Raw genomic sequence first — 15,004 nt, 5'->3', positions numbered from 1 at the left:
GTACTTTGCGGGTAGGTTTTTCGCAGTTTGTCGGCCAACGCTGGCTGGTGCTCTACAGATACGTTGCTGGACAAGACCAACGATGCAAAGGGTGGGCAGTACAGCATAAGGCCGCCCAGCTGAGTTCAGCTGGGCGGCCCTGGCAAAAACAACAAGCTAGTTAAGCTGGCTGGTCCTGCTCATCGTCCTGATGAGCAGCGGCCCGGTTGGCTAACAGCACGGCACCGGCTGCCAGCACGGCAATACCCAAAATTACCTGGGTAGGCGTGAAACGCTGCGTAGCCTTGCGCAACAGCACACCCCCGTGCTTGAGAAGCTCTTCTACGTGTTCGGTATTGCCTTGGAAGACGTGGTAGGCACTTTCAAAAGTGCGGGCAATATCCTCGGGCATTATTTTTTCCAGATCCTGGGTTAGTTCAGTGCTCATAGTGTAGGTGAGTAAGAAAGACGTTCAGGAAATACGGACCGCGCGGGTACGGGTTGCAGTGGCCTGGTACGAAAGCCCACCTTGCCTGCCTGCCTGCCCGCGCAAGAAAAGCGGGCCGCCTGCCCCGACTCCTTGTCCAAGCCAGGACAGAGAGGTGGTATCCGGCAGACGGCTTCGCTGCTTGTGCCCAGCGCTGTGTGCGGCAGAAGCGGGCTGCCTATACTTCCGATGGCGCTAACTGCTCCGCCGGCACCGCTACCGTAGCGCGGGCGCGGTAATACAGCGTGCTGCTGTTTTCGGGGCGCAGCACTTCCTGCGCGGCTGTAAGCAGGGCTTCGGCCGATACTTCCTGCACCCGGGCGCTTTCCTCGTTTACCAGATTGGCGTTGCCCAGCAGCTTGCAGTAAGCCAGGTTCATGGCCCGGTTCAGCAGCTCTATTTCGCTGAACACAATGCTGGCTTCGGCCTGGTTTTTAACCTTTTCCAGCTCCTCAGCCGGCACAAGGGTAGTACGCAGCTCTTCTATAACCTGCCGAACAGCTGCATCGGCGGCTTCCGGCGTTACGCCCGCGTTGAGCTTGCCGCTCACTACCAGCAGGCCAGGCTCCAGGGAGCCGGATACAGAGGCAGAAATAGAATTAAAGAGCGGCTGCTCTTTCACCAGCCGTTGGTAAAGGCGGCTCGACTTGCCCCGGCCCAGCACATCGCTCAGCAAATCTACGGTGTGGTAAGTGGCATCGGCGCGGGCGGGCATGTGGTATACCTGGTAGAAAGCCGATACCGGCACGTCGGCCGTAACGTCGAGGAAGCGGGGGGCCGTTTGGCGGGGCTCCTGGGGAAGGCTGCGCTCGTAGCGGGTGCCACCGGGAATGGGGCCAAACCATTTTTCAGCTAGGCGCTGAGCCTCAGCCCGGGTTACGGCGCCAGCTACGACCAAGATAGCGTTGGCGGGCGCATAGTGCTTTTGGAAGAAAGCGCGCACATCGTCCATTACCGCATTTTCGATGTGGCTGATTTCCTTGCCGATGGTGGCCCAGCTATAGGGGTGCGTCTGGTAGGCGAGGGGGCGCAGCTTCAGCCACACGTCGCCGTAGGGTTGGTTGAGGTAGTTCTGCTTAAACTCTTCCACCACCACCTTGCGCTGCACTCCCAGCCCGTTTTCGGAGAAAGCCAAACTCAGCATCCGGTCCGATTCCAGCCAGAAGCCGGTCTCAATATTAGCCGCCGGCAGGGTAAGGTAGTAGTTGGTGATGTCGGGAGAGGTGAAGGCATTGTTTTCGCCGCCCACGCGTTGCAGGGGCTCGTCGTAGCTGGGGATGTTGACGGAGCCCGAAAACATCAGGTGCTCGAACAGGTGCGCGAAGCCCGTGTGCGCCGGGTCTTCGTCGCGGGAGCCCACGTTGTAGAGCAAGTTGAGCACGGCCATCGGCGTGCTGTGGTCTTCGTGGACGATGCAGCGCAGGCCGTTGGCGAGGGTGAATTCTTCGAATTGAATCATAAAGAAATGAAGTGGCCGGCAGTAAACCGGGCCCGTCGGGGTGAAGATAAAACTTCGGAAGCGAAGGGGAAGTTTCGCGCCGTCGAACAGGCTGGCTATATCAGGTGGCGCGACAGCCGCGAAACGCTTAAGAGTAGCGGCCAACCAAAATTGCTGTCCGCTTATAAAGTGGCTTGCACGCCCAGCAGGATGGTGCGGGCGGTGGGGTAGGTGGCGTGGTCGAGGCCGGCTTGCTGGGCGCCGGCGCCGGCACTGCTGATGTTGGGGTCGTAGCCGCGGTATTTGGACAGCACCAGCAGGTTGTGTGCACCGGAATAGGGCGTTACCTGAATCCCGGCTACCTGGCGCAGGTTTTCCTGCAGGGAGAGATAAGGCTTAATCGGGCGGGGTATTGTTATAATAGCTTCTGCAATAGCTGGGCAGCCGAACGTATGATGTTGTGGCGCTGCTGTATCAGCAAGAGTCTGAAAGTTAACTGACGAAGCTAGCTGCGGCGTTGCGCGGCGGCTTTCCAGTAGATTAGTCTGCTGAGCCAGCGCCAACGCGGGGCAGGCCAAAAAGCCCAGGAGTAACAATCGGGTCATACAGGAATAGGATAGTACTGGGCTGATTGGCTGCGAAGATAGATGCCGGTGCTGCCCCAATTGCATAAAGGAAAGCGCATAATTTTCCTTCCAGCCCAAACCCGTACTTTTGGCCCCCAACACCTTCCCACCCGCCTGAATCCCATGAATTTCGACCGCAAGGACTACGCCAACGACGAGCTGCTGCACCTGTACAAAGGGCTGCTGAAACCCCGCCTGATTGAAGAGAAAATGCTGATTCTGCTCCGCCAGGGCAAGGTCAGCAAGTGGTTTTCGGGCATTGGGCAGGAGGCCATTTCGGTGGGCTCCACGCTGGCGCTGCACGAGGACGAGTACATCCTGCCCCTGCACCGCAACCTGGGTGTATTCACGGGCCGCCACATTCCGCTGGACCGCCTCTTCGCGCAGTGGCAGGGCAAAACCACCGGCTACACCAAAGGCCGCGACCGGAGCTTCCACTTCGGCACCAACGAGCACCACATCGTGGGCATGATTTCGCACCTGGGCCCGCAGCTGGCCGTGGCTGGCGGCATTGCCCTAGCCGACGTGCTGGAAAAGCGCCACAAGGTAACCGTGACCTACAGCGGCGACGGCGGCGCCTCCGAGGGCGACTTTCACGAGGCCCTGAACGTGGCGGCCGTGTGGCAGCTGCCCGTCATCTTCATCATCGAGAATAACGGCTACGGCCTGAGCACGCCCTCGCGGGAGCAGTTCCGCTTCCGCTACTTCATCGACAAAGGCCCTGCCTACGGCATGGAAGCCGTGCAGGTGGATGGCAACAACGTACTGGAAGTGTACGACACGGTAAAGCGCCTGGCCGAGGACTTGCGCCAGAACCCGCGCCCCGTGCTGCTCGAGGCCCTCACTTTCCGCATGCGCGGGCACGAGGAAGCCAGCGGCACCAAGTACGTGCCCCAGGAGCTATTTGAGGAGTGGGCCCAGAAAGACCCGGTAGTCAACTACGAAAAGTGGCTGCTGGACGAGGGCGTGCTCAGCGAAACCCTGCGCCACCAGTTCCGGGAGCAAATCAAGGCCGAAATCGAAGAAGGCCTGCGCGTGGCCGACGCCGTGCCCATGCCCACGCCCAGCCTCGAAGAGGAAGTAGCCGACATGTACCGGCCCTTCGAGCCGGATACTGCCCTGCAACTGGAAACCGGCAACTCGCAACCGGCCACTGATAAGCGTTTCGTCGATGCCATTTCCGACGGGTTGCGGCAGAGCATGGAGCGCTACCCCGAGCTGGTGCTTATGGGCCAGGACATTGCCGACTACGGCGGGGTATTTAAGGTGACGGAAGGCTTCGTGGCGCAGTTTGGCAAGGAGCGGGTGCGCAACACGCCCCTGTGCGAGTCGGCCATTGTAGGCGCGGGCCTGGGCCTCAGCATCAAAGGCAAAAAGGCTATGGTGGAAATGCAGTTCGCCGATTTCGTGACCTGCGGCTTCAACCAGATTGTGAATAACCTGGCCAAAAGCCACTACCGCTGGGGGCAGAATGCCGACGTGGTGGTGCGCATGCCCACCGGGGCGGGCTCGGCGGCCGGCCCCTTCCACTCGCAGAGCAACGAGGCCTGGTTTACCCACACGCCCGGCCTGAAAGTGGTGTACCCCAGTAACCCTGTCGATGCTAAGGGCCTGCTCTGCGCCGCCTTTGAAGACCCCAACCCGGTTATCTACTTCGAGCACAAGATGCTCTACCGCAGCATCAGCGGGCCCGTGCCGGATGGCTATTATACCACACCCATTGGCAAAGCGGCCCTGGCTCGGGAGGGCAACACGCTCAGCATCATCACCTACGGCATGGGCGTGCACTGGGCTACCCAGCTGGCCGAAGAGTTGAGCCTCGACGCCGACATTCTGGATCTACGCACCTTGCTGCCTTGGGACGAGGAAGCCGTGCGTCGGACTGTGGAGAAGAACGGCCGCGTGCTCATCCTCCACGAAGACACGCTCACGGGCGGCATCGGGGGAGAAATTGCCGCTTGGATTGCCGAAAAATGCTTTACTGCCCTCGATGCGCCCATTCAGCGCGTGGCTTCCCTGGATACGGCCATTCCCTTCGCGCCTTCCCTGGAAAAGCAGTTCCTGCCCCAGCAGCGCCTGCGCACGGCCGTAGAAAAGCTGCTGGCCTATTAACTTCAGTCGTCAGCTGCCCGTTTTCAGTTACTAGCGCAAGACTGTAAAGCACGTGAAGTCTACCTCAGCAACTGGTAACTGAAAACGGGCAACTGACAACTAATACTTATCTTCCTTGTCTGAATGCCGCCCCGCGGCGCAATGCGTAGTCTGATGCTGGGATTCCCGCGTACGTTTTTTTCTTTGGTGAGCACCCTGGCGTTGGTTGGGTGTCTGGCCTTGAGCACGGGTTGCCACCGCTACCGCATTCCCGACCCCAAAGGGCCGCCCCAGCCCAAAGTGAAGCTGGGCAAAGCTGATAGCAACGGTTCCGGGATGTCGGAAGCCGTGTCGTCGCTGAAAACCGACAAGAAGAGCTACGACAAGCAGGGCTTGCTCAAGCAAAAGAAATACGAACGCCGCAAGCTGACGCGCAAAGTGGGGCAGCGGAAAATATTTGGAATTGTTTTTTAAGCCACGGGCGTTATGGTTACGGTTGAGGTGCCCAAGGGAATCAACCGTTTTTTCTGCACGCACTTGGCTGGGGTTTTCTACAAATAAGGAGATGATGTTTCGGGTTATTTTCGCACTGCTTGCCGTACTGTGGCTGGCCGGCCCCCTGCGGGCCCAAACGGAATACTCCAGCCCAGCCCAGCAGCGGGCCGCCAACCGTAAGGCCCTGAAGGACGCGGAAAAGCAGAAAAACCAGTACCAGGATTCCCACCTGGGCGTCACGCGCCAGTCGCTGCAAGCAGGCAACAGCACCAACCAGCCCCGCAAAAAGGACGGCCGTAACAAGTACAAGTACGACCACGAAGGCGTTCCGCGCGTACTGCCTACGGCGCAAAACATGATTCCGAAGCTGCGGCCCATCCGACGCGCGCCCAAAAAACAACCTGCTACTCCTGCTTTATGATTGCTTCCTGGATTCCGCTTACCACACCCGAACAGCTCACCGACATCGTCCGCGAATCGGAAGAGCAGCCGGTACTGATTTTCAAGCACAGCACTACCTGCTCCATCAGCGCCACGGCCAAGAGCCGCCTGGAGCGGCAGTGGGCTGATGCTGCTCCGGCCAACGCCAAGTTCTACTACCTCGATTTACTGCGCTTTCGGCCTATTTCCGCCGAAATCGCGCAGAAGTTTCGCGTCCAGCACGAGTCACCCCAGCTGCTGCTCATTCAGCAGGGGGAGTGCCGCTACCACGCCTCCCACATGGGCATCCGCCTCAGCGACGTGCAGCAGGCCATCGGCTAGCGCGTCCCATTTTCGCACACAATCCACCGCCGCCGCGTTGCTGACAAAGGTCGGCGGCGCGGCGGCGGTGTGTGGTACCTGAACCCGCTGGGTAGCTAAGGTCTTATAGGTCGTAAATAAACTGAACCTCCTGCCGTACTTCCGGGTTGAGACTTAGCGCTACCGGACAAGTTCGGGCCGCGTTTTCCAGCATCACGCGTTCTTTGGCACCCAGGGCGGCAGGCAGGTGAAACTGCACGTCAATCTGGGCAATACGGCGGGGTTCGGCCACCATGTGCTTGGTCACCTCAAACGTGGTGCCGGCCAGTTCCAGCCCGTGCCGCTCGGCTACGATGCCCATAATGGTCATCATGCAGGAGCCCAGGGCGGCACTTACCAGGTCGGTAGGGGAGAAGGCCTCCCCGCGGCCGTGGTTATCGAGGGGGGCATCGGTCAGAATGGTGGTACCGGAGGCTACGTGGGTAGCTTCGGTGCGCAGATGGCCGGCGTACCGGACGGAAGCAGTGGGCATAGGAAAAAGGCTAGCTGAAAGGTGGTAAATTTACGTACTTTCGACAAGGGCTGCCCGGCAGCCGTCATCCGATGAGTGATTTTCGCTGTACTATGGGCGCTTTGCGTTTCCGAATCTTACTGGGTCTAACCGGGCTGGCGGCTCTGGGGAGCCAAACGGCACTAGGTCAGGCGCGTCGCTCGGGTAGCGGCGCGGCCGCTGACGCCCCCACCTACCAGCGGGAGCTGACGTACGGCATCAACTTCAACACCAACGGGGGCATGATTGGCGGCGCCATGTTCCGCTCCACCCGGTCGCTGTCGGCCGATTGGTCGCGGTTCTGGATGCTGGAGGTCGTGGAAGTAAAACACCCCAAGGAACAGCGGGTCCAAAACTATTATTCCGGCGGCATCTACGTGCCGGGCAAAACCAACTACGCGTTTGTGCTGCGGCCTTCCATAGGCGCCCAGCGCGTCATCTTCCGGAAAGCCCCCGACTCCGGGGTGCAGGTCAGCGGCTTGGCCGGAATCGGCCCCTCGGTAGCCCTGATGATGCCTTACTACATCTACTACGATTATACCAAGCGCGACCCAGACAACCAGCCCATCGGGCCTACCGATATTCGCACCGAGCAGTACGATCCGAATAAACACTCGCCGGATGATATCTTCATCTACGACCGCGCTCCGCTCTTCTCCGGGGCCAACGAAACCAAGCCGCAGATTGGCGGTCATGTGCGCGGCGCCCTCACGTTTGAGTACGGCCGCTACCGGGATGCCGTAGCCGGGGTAGAAACCGGGTTTTTGTTTGAGGCTTACCCCCAAAACCTGCCCATTCTGGGCTCCAACGCCGTGTCGGCTGACCAGTTGAACAATAAATACTTCACCTCGGTTTACCTCACGATTTACCTCGGCACCCGCAAGTAAGCCCGGTCTTAGGGCTGGCCTGTTCTCTGGAAAGCAACACTGCGTTGCTGACAACTGCCTGCTGCCTCCTACCTTTGCTCTATGGATGAAATGTTGCTGACGCTGCCCATCGTGCAGCCCGAAGCCGTGGCTCCCGCCAAACCCCGCAAACCCGATTGGCTCCGGGTGAAGCTGCCCGTGGGCCGCGAATATGCCAACGTGCGCCGCCTCGTAGACGAGCACAAGCTGCATACCATCTGCGAAAGCGGCAACTGCCCCAACATGGGGGAGTGCTGGGGTGCTGGTACGGCTACCTTCATGATTCTGGGCAATGTGTGCACACGCTCCTGCTCCTTCTGCGCCGTAGCCACGGGCCGCCCTACCGAATACGATACCGACGAACCCCGGCGGGTGGCAGAAGCCATTCAGCTGATGGGCGTGAAGCACGCCGTTATCACCTCCGTCAACCGGGATGAGCTCAAAGACCGGGGCGCCAGCATCTGGCACGAAACGGTGGTGCGCATCAAGCAGCTCAGCCCCGAAACTACCATCGAAACGCTGATTCCGGACGTGAAAGCCAACTGGGACGCGCTGGACGTGATGATTTCGGGTGGGCAGGAAGTGGTATCGCACAACATGGAAACGGTGGGCAGCCTCTACCGCCTGGTGCGGCCCCAGGCCAAGTACGACCGAAGCCTGGAGCAAATCCGCCGCACGAAAGAAGCCGGCAAGCGCACGAAGTCGGGCATTATGCTGGGCTTGGGCGAGACGCCGGCCGAAATGTACCAGGCTATGGACGACCTGGTGGCCAATGGCCTTGATATTCTGACCCTGGGCCAATACCTGCAGCCCACCAAGCGCCACCTGGAGGTGGCCGAGTTCATCCACCCCGACGTGTTTGCCCACTACCGGGAAGAAGGTTTGCGCCGCGGTCTGAAGTACGTGGAAAGCGGGCCGCTCGTGCGCTCCAGCTACCACGCCGAGCGTCACGTGAATGTTCCTATCTAAGCGCTGGAACTCCTCCAATAAAAAAAGCCTGCTCCGTATAGAGCAGGCTTTTTTATGCGCGAACAGGAAAAGCAGAATTACCGCTGGGCCTGGTTGTCCTGGGGCGGATAGGTGCCCAGAACACTGCCCACAATGCGGTAAACTTCCTCCTCCGAAATAGACTGCTGGTCTACCTGTGCTTGACCGTGGCCGCGCCACGCCAGTTGCTTACGATTGGCGTCCACAATGTCGATGATGACGGTACCAGCCTTGTAGTCATTTACCCGAGTAGGCATGGTGCCGTAGCTGTACCACCGGTAGCTGTAAGGCGAAGTGAAGGCCGGGTCCAGCCGCTGCTTGTCTTCTACCTTAGCACTGTAGGCCACATACACATCGGGCTTTTTGTCCGTGAGGGTGAGGCCTTTTTTATTCATTTCTATTTCCACGGCCTTGCGGATGCGCTGGTCGAGAAAAGAGTTGTAGCCCTGAGCCGGACCACCTTCAACATCCACCGGCTGCTGCGGATACCACGCCCAGGTTTTGTAGGCGCGAAAGTTTATGCCATGGTCGAAGTCGGAGGAAACGCCCACCCGGCTGGAAGAAGCGCAGCCCGCGTTGCCCAGCAGCAAAGCCAGCCCCACGGCGGCTAATGCCACCGGCCGCGAGAAAAATCGTGAGAACGAGTTCATATAAACGACAGTGAGAAGAAACAAGAAATGTTTTTCAGAAAATCAGCATAAAGTCAAAACCGCGCCCGAAGGCGGTGAAGTGGCTTCAGGCTGCTGTTTTCTAACAATTCTGCCCGGGGCTGCGTTCCGCTTGGCCTATGCCATTGTCTTGGAATGCAACAATTTCTTTTCAGAAAATACCTTTCCTCTTATCTTTCACCGATATTCCACACCTACTCCAGCCGTTATGCGTCGACTTTTGCTGTTTTCCGGGCTCGTAGGAGCACTTGCTTCCTGCACCACGGCTTCCGAAAGTACCACTTCTACCAAGCCCGATCGTGACCCTGTAGCTCACAGTACCATTGTGGAGTGTATTCTGTACGATGGCATGACCAAGACCTCGCCTCAGCTCGTGACGGTGACGGCCGGCACGGAAGTGCAGATTACGGATACTGTAGACTACTACTTCATGAAGGCGCGCGTGGTGAAGGACGGGAAAACCTATAGCGGGTACCTGCAGCGGCAGTGCTTCGGCAAATAGCTCAGCCAGGAATACCTGACTATTCTTCGTCGTCATACGTAGCCCATACAGAAGAAGCCCGCGCAGGTTGCGCGGGCTTCTTCTGTATGGGCTACTAAGTGAAAGAAATCCTTCGGCTAGTAGGAGGGGCCTTTGTCGGTGGATACCAGCTGCTCCTCGGCATCTACGTACTGCTCCAGCGGGGTGCACGAGCAAATGAGGTTCCGGTCGCCGTAGGCCGAGTCGATGCGGGCCACGGTGGGCCAGAACTTGTGGGCACGGGCATACTCAGTAGGGTACACCGCTTCCTCCCGGGTGTAGGGGCGGGTCCACTCGTGGGCAAGCACGGCGGCGGCCGTATGCGGGGCGTGCTTAAGCACATTGTCCTTAGCGTCGGCGCGGCCCGCCTCCACGGCGGCAATTTCCTTACGGATGCTAATCATGGCTTCAATGAAGCGGTCCAGCTCCTCCTTGCTTTCCGACTCCGTAGGCTCTACCATCAGGGTGCCAGCCACCGGGAATGAGACGGTAGGCGCGTGGAAGCCGTAGTCCATCAGACGCTTGGCAATGTCTTCTACCTCGATGCCGGCCTTCTTAAACTGGCGGCAGTCCAGAATCATTTCGTGGGCGCACCGGCCGTTGGCACCCGTGTACAGCACCGGGTAGTGCTCTTCGAGGCGGGCCTTGATGTAGTTGGCGTTCAGAATAGCTATGCGGGTAGCCTGGGTTAGCCCTTCGCCGCCCATCATGTTGATGTAGGCATAGGAAATCGGCAGAATGCTGGCCGAGCCCCAGGGAGCAGATGTAACGGCACCCGCCGTGCGGCCATCGGCATCTATCAGCACGTGGCCGGAAAGGTAGGGGGCCAGGTCGGCTACTACGCCGATGGGGCCCACGCCGGGTCCGCCGCCGCCGTGCGGGATGCAGAAGGTTTTGTGCAGGTTCAGGTGGCACACGTCGGCCCCAATGGTGGCAGGCGAGGTAAGACCTACCTGGGCATTCATGTTGGCGCCGTCCATGTATACCCGGCCGCCGTGCTGGTGAATGGTTTCACAGATATCGATAATGGTTTCCTCGTACACCCCGTGGGTGCTGGGGTAAGTTACCATCAGGCAGCTCAGCTTGTCGGCGTACTGGGCAGCTTTGGCTTTGAGGTCCTCTACGTCGATGTTGCCTTCTTCCGTGCTTTTCACCACCACTACCTGCATGCCGGCCATCACGGCCGAAGCGGGGTTGGTGCCGTGGGCCGAAGCCGGAATCAACGCCACGTTGCGGTGCTGGTCGCCACGGGCATCGTGGTAGCCCTTGATGGCCAGCAGACCGGCGTACTCGCCCTGGGCACCCGAGTTGGGCTGCAGGCTCACGGCGGCAAAGCCGGTTACTTCACAGAGCCACTTTTCCAGGTCGGTGAAGATTTCGGCGTAGCCCTGGGCCTGCTCCCGCGGGGCAAACGGGTGGAGGCCGCCAATCTCCGGCCACGTCACCGGAATCATTTCGGCGGTGGCGTTCAGCTTCATGGTACAGGAGCCCAGCGGAATCATGGAGTGAGCCAGGCTCAAATCCTTGTTTTCCAGCTGCTTCATGTAACGCAGGATTTCCGTTTCGGAGTGGTGCGTGTTGAAGACCGGATGCGTCAGGTATTCACTGGTCCGGATCAGGCCAGCTGGCCAGTTCACCGTCACCTCAGCCGGCAGCTCTACGGCAGCAGCTTCTTTGCCCAACACCTTGCTGAACACGGCCACGATGGCGCGCACGTCCTCAATTTCGGTGTTCTGGTGCAGGGAAATCCCCACGCGCGGGGTGCCATGCTCCTCGAAGTAGCGGAAGTTGATGCCAGCCGCTTCGGCTTCCTGCCGGATGGCCTGCTGCAGCTCTGCGCTTTCCAGCTTGAGGTCCAGGGTATCGAAGTAGAACTCGTTGCGCTGGTTCAGGCCCAGGTTTGCCAAAGCACCCGCCAGAGTTTGGGTGAGAGCGTGCACGTTGCTGGCAAACTGCCGGATGCGCTGCGGCCCGTGGTACACGGCATACATGCCTGCCAGCACCGACAGCAGTACCTGGGCGGTGCAAATGTTGGAAGTAGCCTTTTCGCGGCGGATGTGCTGCTCGCGGGTTTGCAGGGCCATGCGGTAGGCCTTGTTGCCGGCGGCATCAATGCTCTGGCCGATGATGCGACCCGGAATGACCCGCTTGAAGGCATCTTTGGTAGCCAGGAAGCCGGCGTGCGGTCCGCCGTAGCCCATGGGCACCCCAAAGCGCTGGGAGTTGCCCACGACAGCGTCGGCGCCCATCTCGCCGGGAGGGGTCAGGAGGGTTAACGACAGCAGGTCGGCAGCCACGGTCACAAACAGGTTGTTGTCATGGGCTTTCGAGATGAAGTCGGTGTAGTCGTACACGGCGCCATCGGCGGCGGGGTACTGCAGGATGGCCCCGAACAGGGACTCGTCGGTGAGGTCGAAGGTGCGGTGGTCACCTACCACCAGCTCTATGCCCAGGGGCGTGGCGCGGGTGCGCAGCACGTCGATGGTTTGGGGCAGCACCTGTTCCGAGACGAAGTAGCGGGTGGCATTCTTCTTCTTGCTCAGGGAGTGGAACATGTGCAGGGTCTCGGCGGCGGCGGTGCCTTCGTCGAGCAGGGAGGCGTTGGCAATTTCCAGGCCCGTCAGATCAATTATCATCGTCTGATAATTGATGAGAGCTTCGAGGCGGCCTTGCGCAATTTCCGCCTGATAAGGCGTGTAAGCCGTGTACCAGCCCGGGTTTTCCAGAATGTTGCGCTGAATAACGGGGGGCAGCTGGGTATCGTGGTAGCCCAGGCCGATGTAATTCTTGAACAACTGGTTCTTGCCGGCAATCTGCTTGAACTTCGCCAAAAAAGCCCGCTCCGTGAGGGCAGCGGGCAGGTTCAGCGGCTTCTTCAGGCGAATAGCGGCCGGCACGGTTTCGTCGATGAGCTGGTCAATCGACTCTACGCCGATGGTGCGCAGCATGTCGGCCACGGCCGCGCTGTCGGGGCCGTTGTGGCGGTCCACGAATACGTCGGCGGGCTTGGTTTTCAGCAACATAAAAGGATGGGTGAGGGTGGCAACAAGCAGGCCCGGCGAAGAGCCCCAACAAAGGTAGCGCGAAAAGGCTTCATGCTTAAGCCTGAAAACCCGCAAAAGTTTCGGCTTGTTCCACCGGCCGCGCCGGTCGGGGTCGGGCTTCGTTGGTAGGCCCGTGGGATGGTACTATGTAGCGGTGCCATTGTGTATTGCTGCGGTGAGCCGAAATAATTTGCTCAGATTTGAAGCCTTATTCCCACCCACCTCTTCATTCCCATGCGTCCTGTTACCATTGGCCTGATTCGCGAAGGCAAAACCCCGCCCGATAAGCGCGTTCCGCTCACCCCCAAAAAGTGCGTCGAGGCCCTGGCCCAGTATCCCGGGCTGCGCATCGTGGTGCAAGCCAGCCCCATCCGCTGCTTTGCCGACCAGGAGTACCAGGACCTGGGCGTACCGGTACAGCCCGACGTTGCGGACTGCGACATTCTCATGGGCGTGAAGGAGGTACCGATTCCCCAGCTGATTCCCAATAAGACCTACCTGTTCTTCTCCCACACCGTGAAAAAGCAGCCCGCCAACCGGGAGCTGCTGCGTCAGGTGCTGCAAAAGAACATTACCCTTATCGACTACGAGCTGCTCACCAACGAGCAGGGGGAGCGGATAGTGGCCTTCGGGCGCTGGGCCGGCATTGTGGGGGCCTACAACGGGCTGCTTACTTACGGCCGCAAGCACAACCTCTTCCGCCTGAAGCCCGCCTACGAGTGCATCGACATGGAGGATATGCAGGAGGAGTTTTTCAAAGTAAAGCAGCTGCCCCCCATTAAGATGGCCGTGACGGGCACCGGCCGGGTAGCCCAGGGGGCCGTGGAAGTACTGGACCGCATGGGCATTCGGCGGGTGAGCGTGTACGACTACCTATACCTGACCTTCAACGAGCCGGTGTACACCCAGCTGCGCTCCTCCGACTACAACCGCCGCCGCGACGGGCGCGTGTGGGATACCCCCGACTTTCACCGCAACCCGCAGGAGTACGAGTCAACGTTTCAGAACTTCCTGCCGGTGACCAACCTGCTGATTGCCTGCGCCTACTGGCACCCGGCGGCCCCCCATCTGTTCACGGAGGAAGACACGCGCCGGGCCCACTTCCGCATCGACACCATTGCCGACGTGACCTGCGACGTAGCCGGCTCTATTCCCACTACCAAGCGCAGTAGCACCATTCAGGAGCCGGCTTTCGACTACAACCCGGCCACCGGGGAGCTGGAGCCGGCCTACTCGGGGCCGCGCAACATCACCATCATGGCCGTGGATAATTTGCCCTGCGAGCTGCCCCGCAACGCCAGCCGGGACTTTGGCCGCCAGCTCATCGACAATGTATTTCCCCACCTGTTAGGGGAGGAAGGTGCCGATGACGTGGTAGCCCGCGCTACCATCACCCGCAGCGGCCAGCTTACTGAACGGTATCAATACCTGGCCGACTATGTAGCCGATTAAGTTAGCATCTTAGCGTAACAGAAAAGGGGGCTGAAACCAATGGTTTCAGCCCCCTTTTCTGTTACGTGGACTACGCAGCCTTTACACCCCGCGGATAACCGGGTACTTGGCCTGCACCAGCATGTACACCCCGTAGGCCATCAGGCCCAGGGCTACGATGCCCAACGCAAAAGGTCCCATAGCAGCCAGCAAATCGAAGGCTTCATCGGTAGTGCCCACATCAGCAGCCTGGTGATGACGCCCGGCCTGCACGAAGAAGTACCCAATAATAGCCATAACGATGCCGCGCGCGGTGTAGCCCAGTTGCCCCGTGCGGTACACCAGCTGCTGTTGGCTGGCGGGCAGCCCACTGTCGTTTACGTGCTTGTGGAAGGCCCCGGAATAGGCCCGGTAGATCTGGTACAAGCCGCTCCCAATGGTAATGAGGCCGATCAGGATTACTATCCACTCCCCACCGGGCCAGCCCAGCACTTTAGCTACCAGACTCTGTTGGGTGCTGCCCCCGCTGCTGGCCGACCCAGTGAAGGCCAGCTTGGCCGCGTACCAGGCTACGCTGGCATACAGCAGGCCGCTGCCCGCGTATCCAATGCGCCGGCCAATACCTTTGGCGCCGTTGCCTTTATTTTCGGTGTCGCGGAAGGCTTGCGTAAAGCGCCAGATGATGTAGCCCAGAAGCCCTACCGCAATAAGGCCGAGGAGGATCTGGCCGCCCGGCAAGCTCTGAATGCTTTGTACGGCCTGCTTTTTATCGGCTGTCTGGCCACCTTGCTGCCCCGTGGCAGCCAGCAGGGCCAGGGTGCCCATCAGCAGGTAGACCACGCCTTTGGCGGCAAAGCCGAAACGCGCCAGGGCCCGAATGCCGGCAGAGGCCGAGCCGGAGGCCGCCGAAGAAATAGTATTTGCCAGTGTCATGGAAGGAAGGTGAAGTAGGAATGGGTTCTGTCTACGGTGAAAAGCCCACCGGGGCTACGTAGCAACGCCCCGCTCCGCCGAAACCGGGAGCGAGGCGTTACTTCTTTAC

At 59.8% G+C, this 15,004-nt stretch carries 15 protein-coding genes; 8 read left to right on the top strand and 7 right to left on the bottom strand.

The window, feature by feature from the left end; translation table 11 throughout:
• Positions 1–160 precede the first annotated feature (160 nt).
• The 3 genes from HER32_RS09445 to HER32_RS09435 all read right to left on the bottom strand — a co-directional run bounded on the left by HER32_RS09445 (position 161) and on the right by HER32_RS09435 (position 2,509).
• Positions 161–427, bottom strand: coding sequence for a hypothetical protein (locus HER32_RS09445; RefSeq protein ID WP_149071233.1), 267 nt, complete (start codon positions 425–427; stop codon positions 161–163).
• Between the two features lie 217 nt (positions 428–644).
• Positions 645–1,925: a M16 family metallopeptidase gene (locus HER32_RS09440; RefSeq protein ID WP_168681694.1), complete on the bottom strand. Its 1,281-nt coding sequence runs from the start codon at positions 1,923–1,925 to the stop codon at positions 645–647.
• A 161-nt stretch (positions 1,926–2,086) separates the two neighbouring features.
• The gene (locus HER32_RS09435) at positions 2,087–2,509 is read right to left on the bottom strand and encodes a hypothetical protein (RefSeq protein WP_168681693.1); all 423 of its coding nucleotides are present in this window, start codon (positions 2,507–2,509) and stop codon (positions 2,087–2,089) included.
• A 144-nt stretch (positions 2,510–2,653) separates the two neighbouring features.
• Here HER32_RS09435 and HER32_RS09430 point away from each other — a divergent pair, with 144 nt between their 5' ends.
• The 4 genes from HER32_RS09430 to ytxJ all read left to right on the top strand — a co-directional run bounded on the left by HER32_RS09430 (position 2,654) and on the right by ytxJ (position 5,878).
• The gene (locus HER32_RS09430) at positions 2,654–4,642 is read left to right on the top strand and encodes a thiamine pyrophosphate-dependent enzyme (protein WP_168681692.1); all 1,989 of its coding nucleotides are present in this window, start codon (positions 2,654–2,656) and stop codon (positions 4,640–4,642) included.
• A gap of 141 nt (positions 4,643–4,783) precedes the next feature.
• Positions 4,784–5,095: a hypothetical protein gene (locus HER32_RS09425; protein WP_168681691.1), complete on the top strand. Its 312-nt coding sequence runs from the start codon at positions 4,784–4,786 to the stop codon at positions 5,093–5,095.
• Between the two features lie 91 nt (positions 5,096–5,186).
• Positions 5,187–5,537, top strand: a complete 351-nt coding sequence (locus HER32_RS09420) for a hypothetical protein (RefSeq protein WP_168681690.1) — start codon at positions 5,187–5,189, stop codon at positions 5,535–5,537.
• The gene (ytxJ, locus tag HER32_RS09415) at positions 5,534–5,878 is read left to right on the top strand and encodes a bacillithiol system redox-active protein YtxJ (RefSeq protein ID WP_149071239.1); all 345 of its coding nucleotides are present in this window, start codon (positions 5,534–5,536) and stop codon (positions 5,876–5,878) included. The genes HER32_RS09420 and ytxJ overlap by 4 nt, the downstream gene beginning before the upstream one ends.
• A 103-nt stretch (positions 5,879–5,981) precedes the next feature.
• On the opposite strand, the gene HER32_RS09410 is transcribed toward ytxJ, so the two are convergent.
• Positions 5,982–6,389 carry an OsmC family protein gene (locus HER32_RS09410; protein WP_168681689.1) on the bottom strand — a complete coding sequence of 136 codons (408 nt, stop codon included), beginning with the start codon at positions 6,387–6,389 and terminating at the stop codon, positions 5,982–5,984.
• Positions 6,390–6,490: 101 nt separating this feature from the next.
• On the opposite strand from HER32_RS09410, the gene HER32_RS09405 reads away from it, so the two are divergent.
• Entirely contained in the window at positions 6,491–7,294 is an 804-nt protein-coding gene (locus HER32_RS09405) for a hypothetical protein (protein WP_168681688.1), read from the top strand.
• Positions 7,295–7,384: 90 nt separating this feature from the next.
• Positions 7,385–8,281, top strand: coding sequence for a lipoyl synthase (gene lipA / locus HER32_RS09400; protein WP_373281617.1), 897 nt, complete (start codon positions 7,385–7,387; stop codon positions 8,279–8,281).
• Between the two features lie 77 nt (positions 8,282–8,358).
• Here lipA and HER32_RS09395 read toward each other — a convergent pair whose 3' ends face one another.
• A complete protein-coding gene (locus HER32_RS09395; RefSeq protein ID WP_149071242.1) occupies positions 8,359–8,949 on the bottom strand; it encodes a DUF4136 domain-containing protein in 591 nt (196 codons plus the stop codon).
• Positions 8,950–9,175: 226 nt separating this feature from the next.
• Here HER32_RS09395 and HER32_RS09390 point away from each other — a divergent pair, with 226 nt between their 5' ends.
• Positions 9,176–9,469 (top strand): hypothetical protein, encoded by a 294-nt coding sequence (locus HER32_RS09390; protein ID WP_149071243.1) that lies wholly within the window; start codon positions 9,176–9,178, stop codon positions 9,467–9,469.
• Positions 9,470–9,585: 116 nt separating this feature from the next.
• Here HER32_RS09390 and gcvP read toward each other — a convergent pair whose 3' ends face one another.
• Positions 9,586–12,510 carry an aminomethyl-transferring glycine dehydrogenase gene (gcvP, locus tag HER32_RS09385; RefSeq protein ID WP_168681687.1) on the bottom strand — a complete coding sequence of 975 codons (2,925 nt, stop codon included), beginning with the start codon at positions 12,508–12,510 and terminating at the stop codon, positions 9,586–9,588.
• A 255-nt stretch (positions 12,511–12,765) separates the two neighbouring features.
• Here gcvP and HER32_RS09380 point away from each other — a divergent pair, with 255 nt between their 5' ends.
• Positions 12,766–13,983, top strand: a complete 1,218-nt coding sequence (locus HER32_RS09380) for an NAD(P)-dependent oxidoreductase (RefSeq protein ID WP_149071245.1) — start codon at positions 12,766–12,768, stop codon at positions 13,981–13,983.
• Positions 13,984–14,064: 81 nt separating this feature from the next.
• Here HER32_RS09380 and HER32_RS09375 read toward each other — a convergent pair whose 3' ends face one another.
• Positions 14,065–14,895 carry a DUF1206 domain-containing protein gene (locus HER32_RS09375; RefSeq protein WP_149071246.1) on the bottom strand — a complete coding sequence of 277 codons (831 nt, stop codon included), beginning with the start codon at positions 14,893–14,895 and terminating at the stop codon, positions 14,065–14,067.
• Positions 14,896–15,004 lie beyond the last annotated feature (109 nt).

It is taken from the genome of Hymenobacter sp. BT18, from assembly GCF_012273015.1.
In the GTDB taxonomy this organism is placed as follows: domain Bacteria; phylum Bacteroidota; class Bacteroidia; order Cytophagales; family Hymenobacteraceae; genus Hymenobacter; species Hymenobacter lutimineralis.
The sequence above is the reverse complement of the archived record's forward strand: the minus strand, read 5'-3'. Positions and strand labels throughout refer to the sequence as shown.

Bases quoted from the DNA above. Each gene is read 5' to 3' on its own strand.
- HER32_RS09445 (WP_149071233.1), bottom strand. From the start codon at position 427: ATGAGCACTGAACTAACCCAGGATCTGGAAAAAATAATGCCCGAGGAT.
- HER32_RS09440 (WP_168681694.1), bottom strand. From the start codon at position 1,925: ATGATTCAATTCGAAGAATTCACCCTCGCCAACGGCCTGCGCTGCATC.
- HER32_RS09435 (WP_168681693.1), bottom strand. From the start codon at position 2,509: ATGACCCGATTGTTACTCCTGGGCTTTTTGGCCTGCCCCGCGTTGGCG.
- HER32_RS09430 (WP_168681692.1), top strand. From the start codon at position 2,654: ATGAATTTCGACCGCAAGGACTACGCCAACGACGAGCTGCTGCACCTG.
- HER32_RS09425 (WP_168681691.1), top strand. From the start codon at position 4,784: ATGCGTAGTCTGATGCTGGGATTCCCGCGTACGTTTTTTTCTTTGGTG.
- HER32_RS09420 (WP_168681690.1), top strand. From the start codon at position 5,187: ATGATGTTTCGGGTTATTTTCGCACTGCTTGCCGTACTGTGGCTGGCC.
- ytxJ (WP_149071239.1), top strand. From the start codon at position 5,534: ATGATTGCTTCCTGGATTCCGCTTACCACACCCGAACAGCTCACCGAC.
- HER32_RS09410 (WP_168681689.1), bottom strand. From the start codon at position 6,389: ATGCCCACTGCTTCCGTCCGGTACGCCGGCCATCTGCGCACCGAAGCT.
- lipA (WP_373281617.1), top strand. From the start codon at position 7,385: ATGTTGCTGACGCTGCCCATCGTGCAGCCCGAAGCCGTGGCTCCCGCC.
- HER32_RS09395 (WP_149071242.1), bottom strand. From the start codon at position 8,949: ATGAACTCGTTCTCACGATTTTTCTCGCGGCCGGTGGCATTAGCCGCC.
- HER32_RS09390 (WP_149071243.1), top strand. From the start codon at position 9,176: ATGCGTCGACTTTTGCTGTTTTCCGGGCTCGTAGGAGCACTTGCTTCC.
- gcvP (WP_168681687.1), bottom strand. From the start codon at position 12,510: ATGTTGCTGAAAACCAAGCCCGCCGACGTATTCGTGGACCGCCACAAC.
- HER32_RS09380 (WP_149071245.1), top strand. From the start codon at position 12,766: ATGCGTCCTGTTACCATTGGCCTGATTCGCGAAGGCAAAACCCCGCCC.
- HER32_RS09375 (WP_149071246.1), bottom strand. From the start codon at position 14,895: ATGACACTGGCAAATACTATTTCTTCGGCGGCCTCCGGCTCGGCCTCT.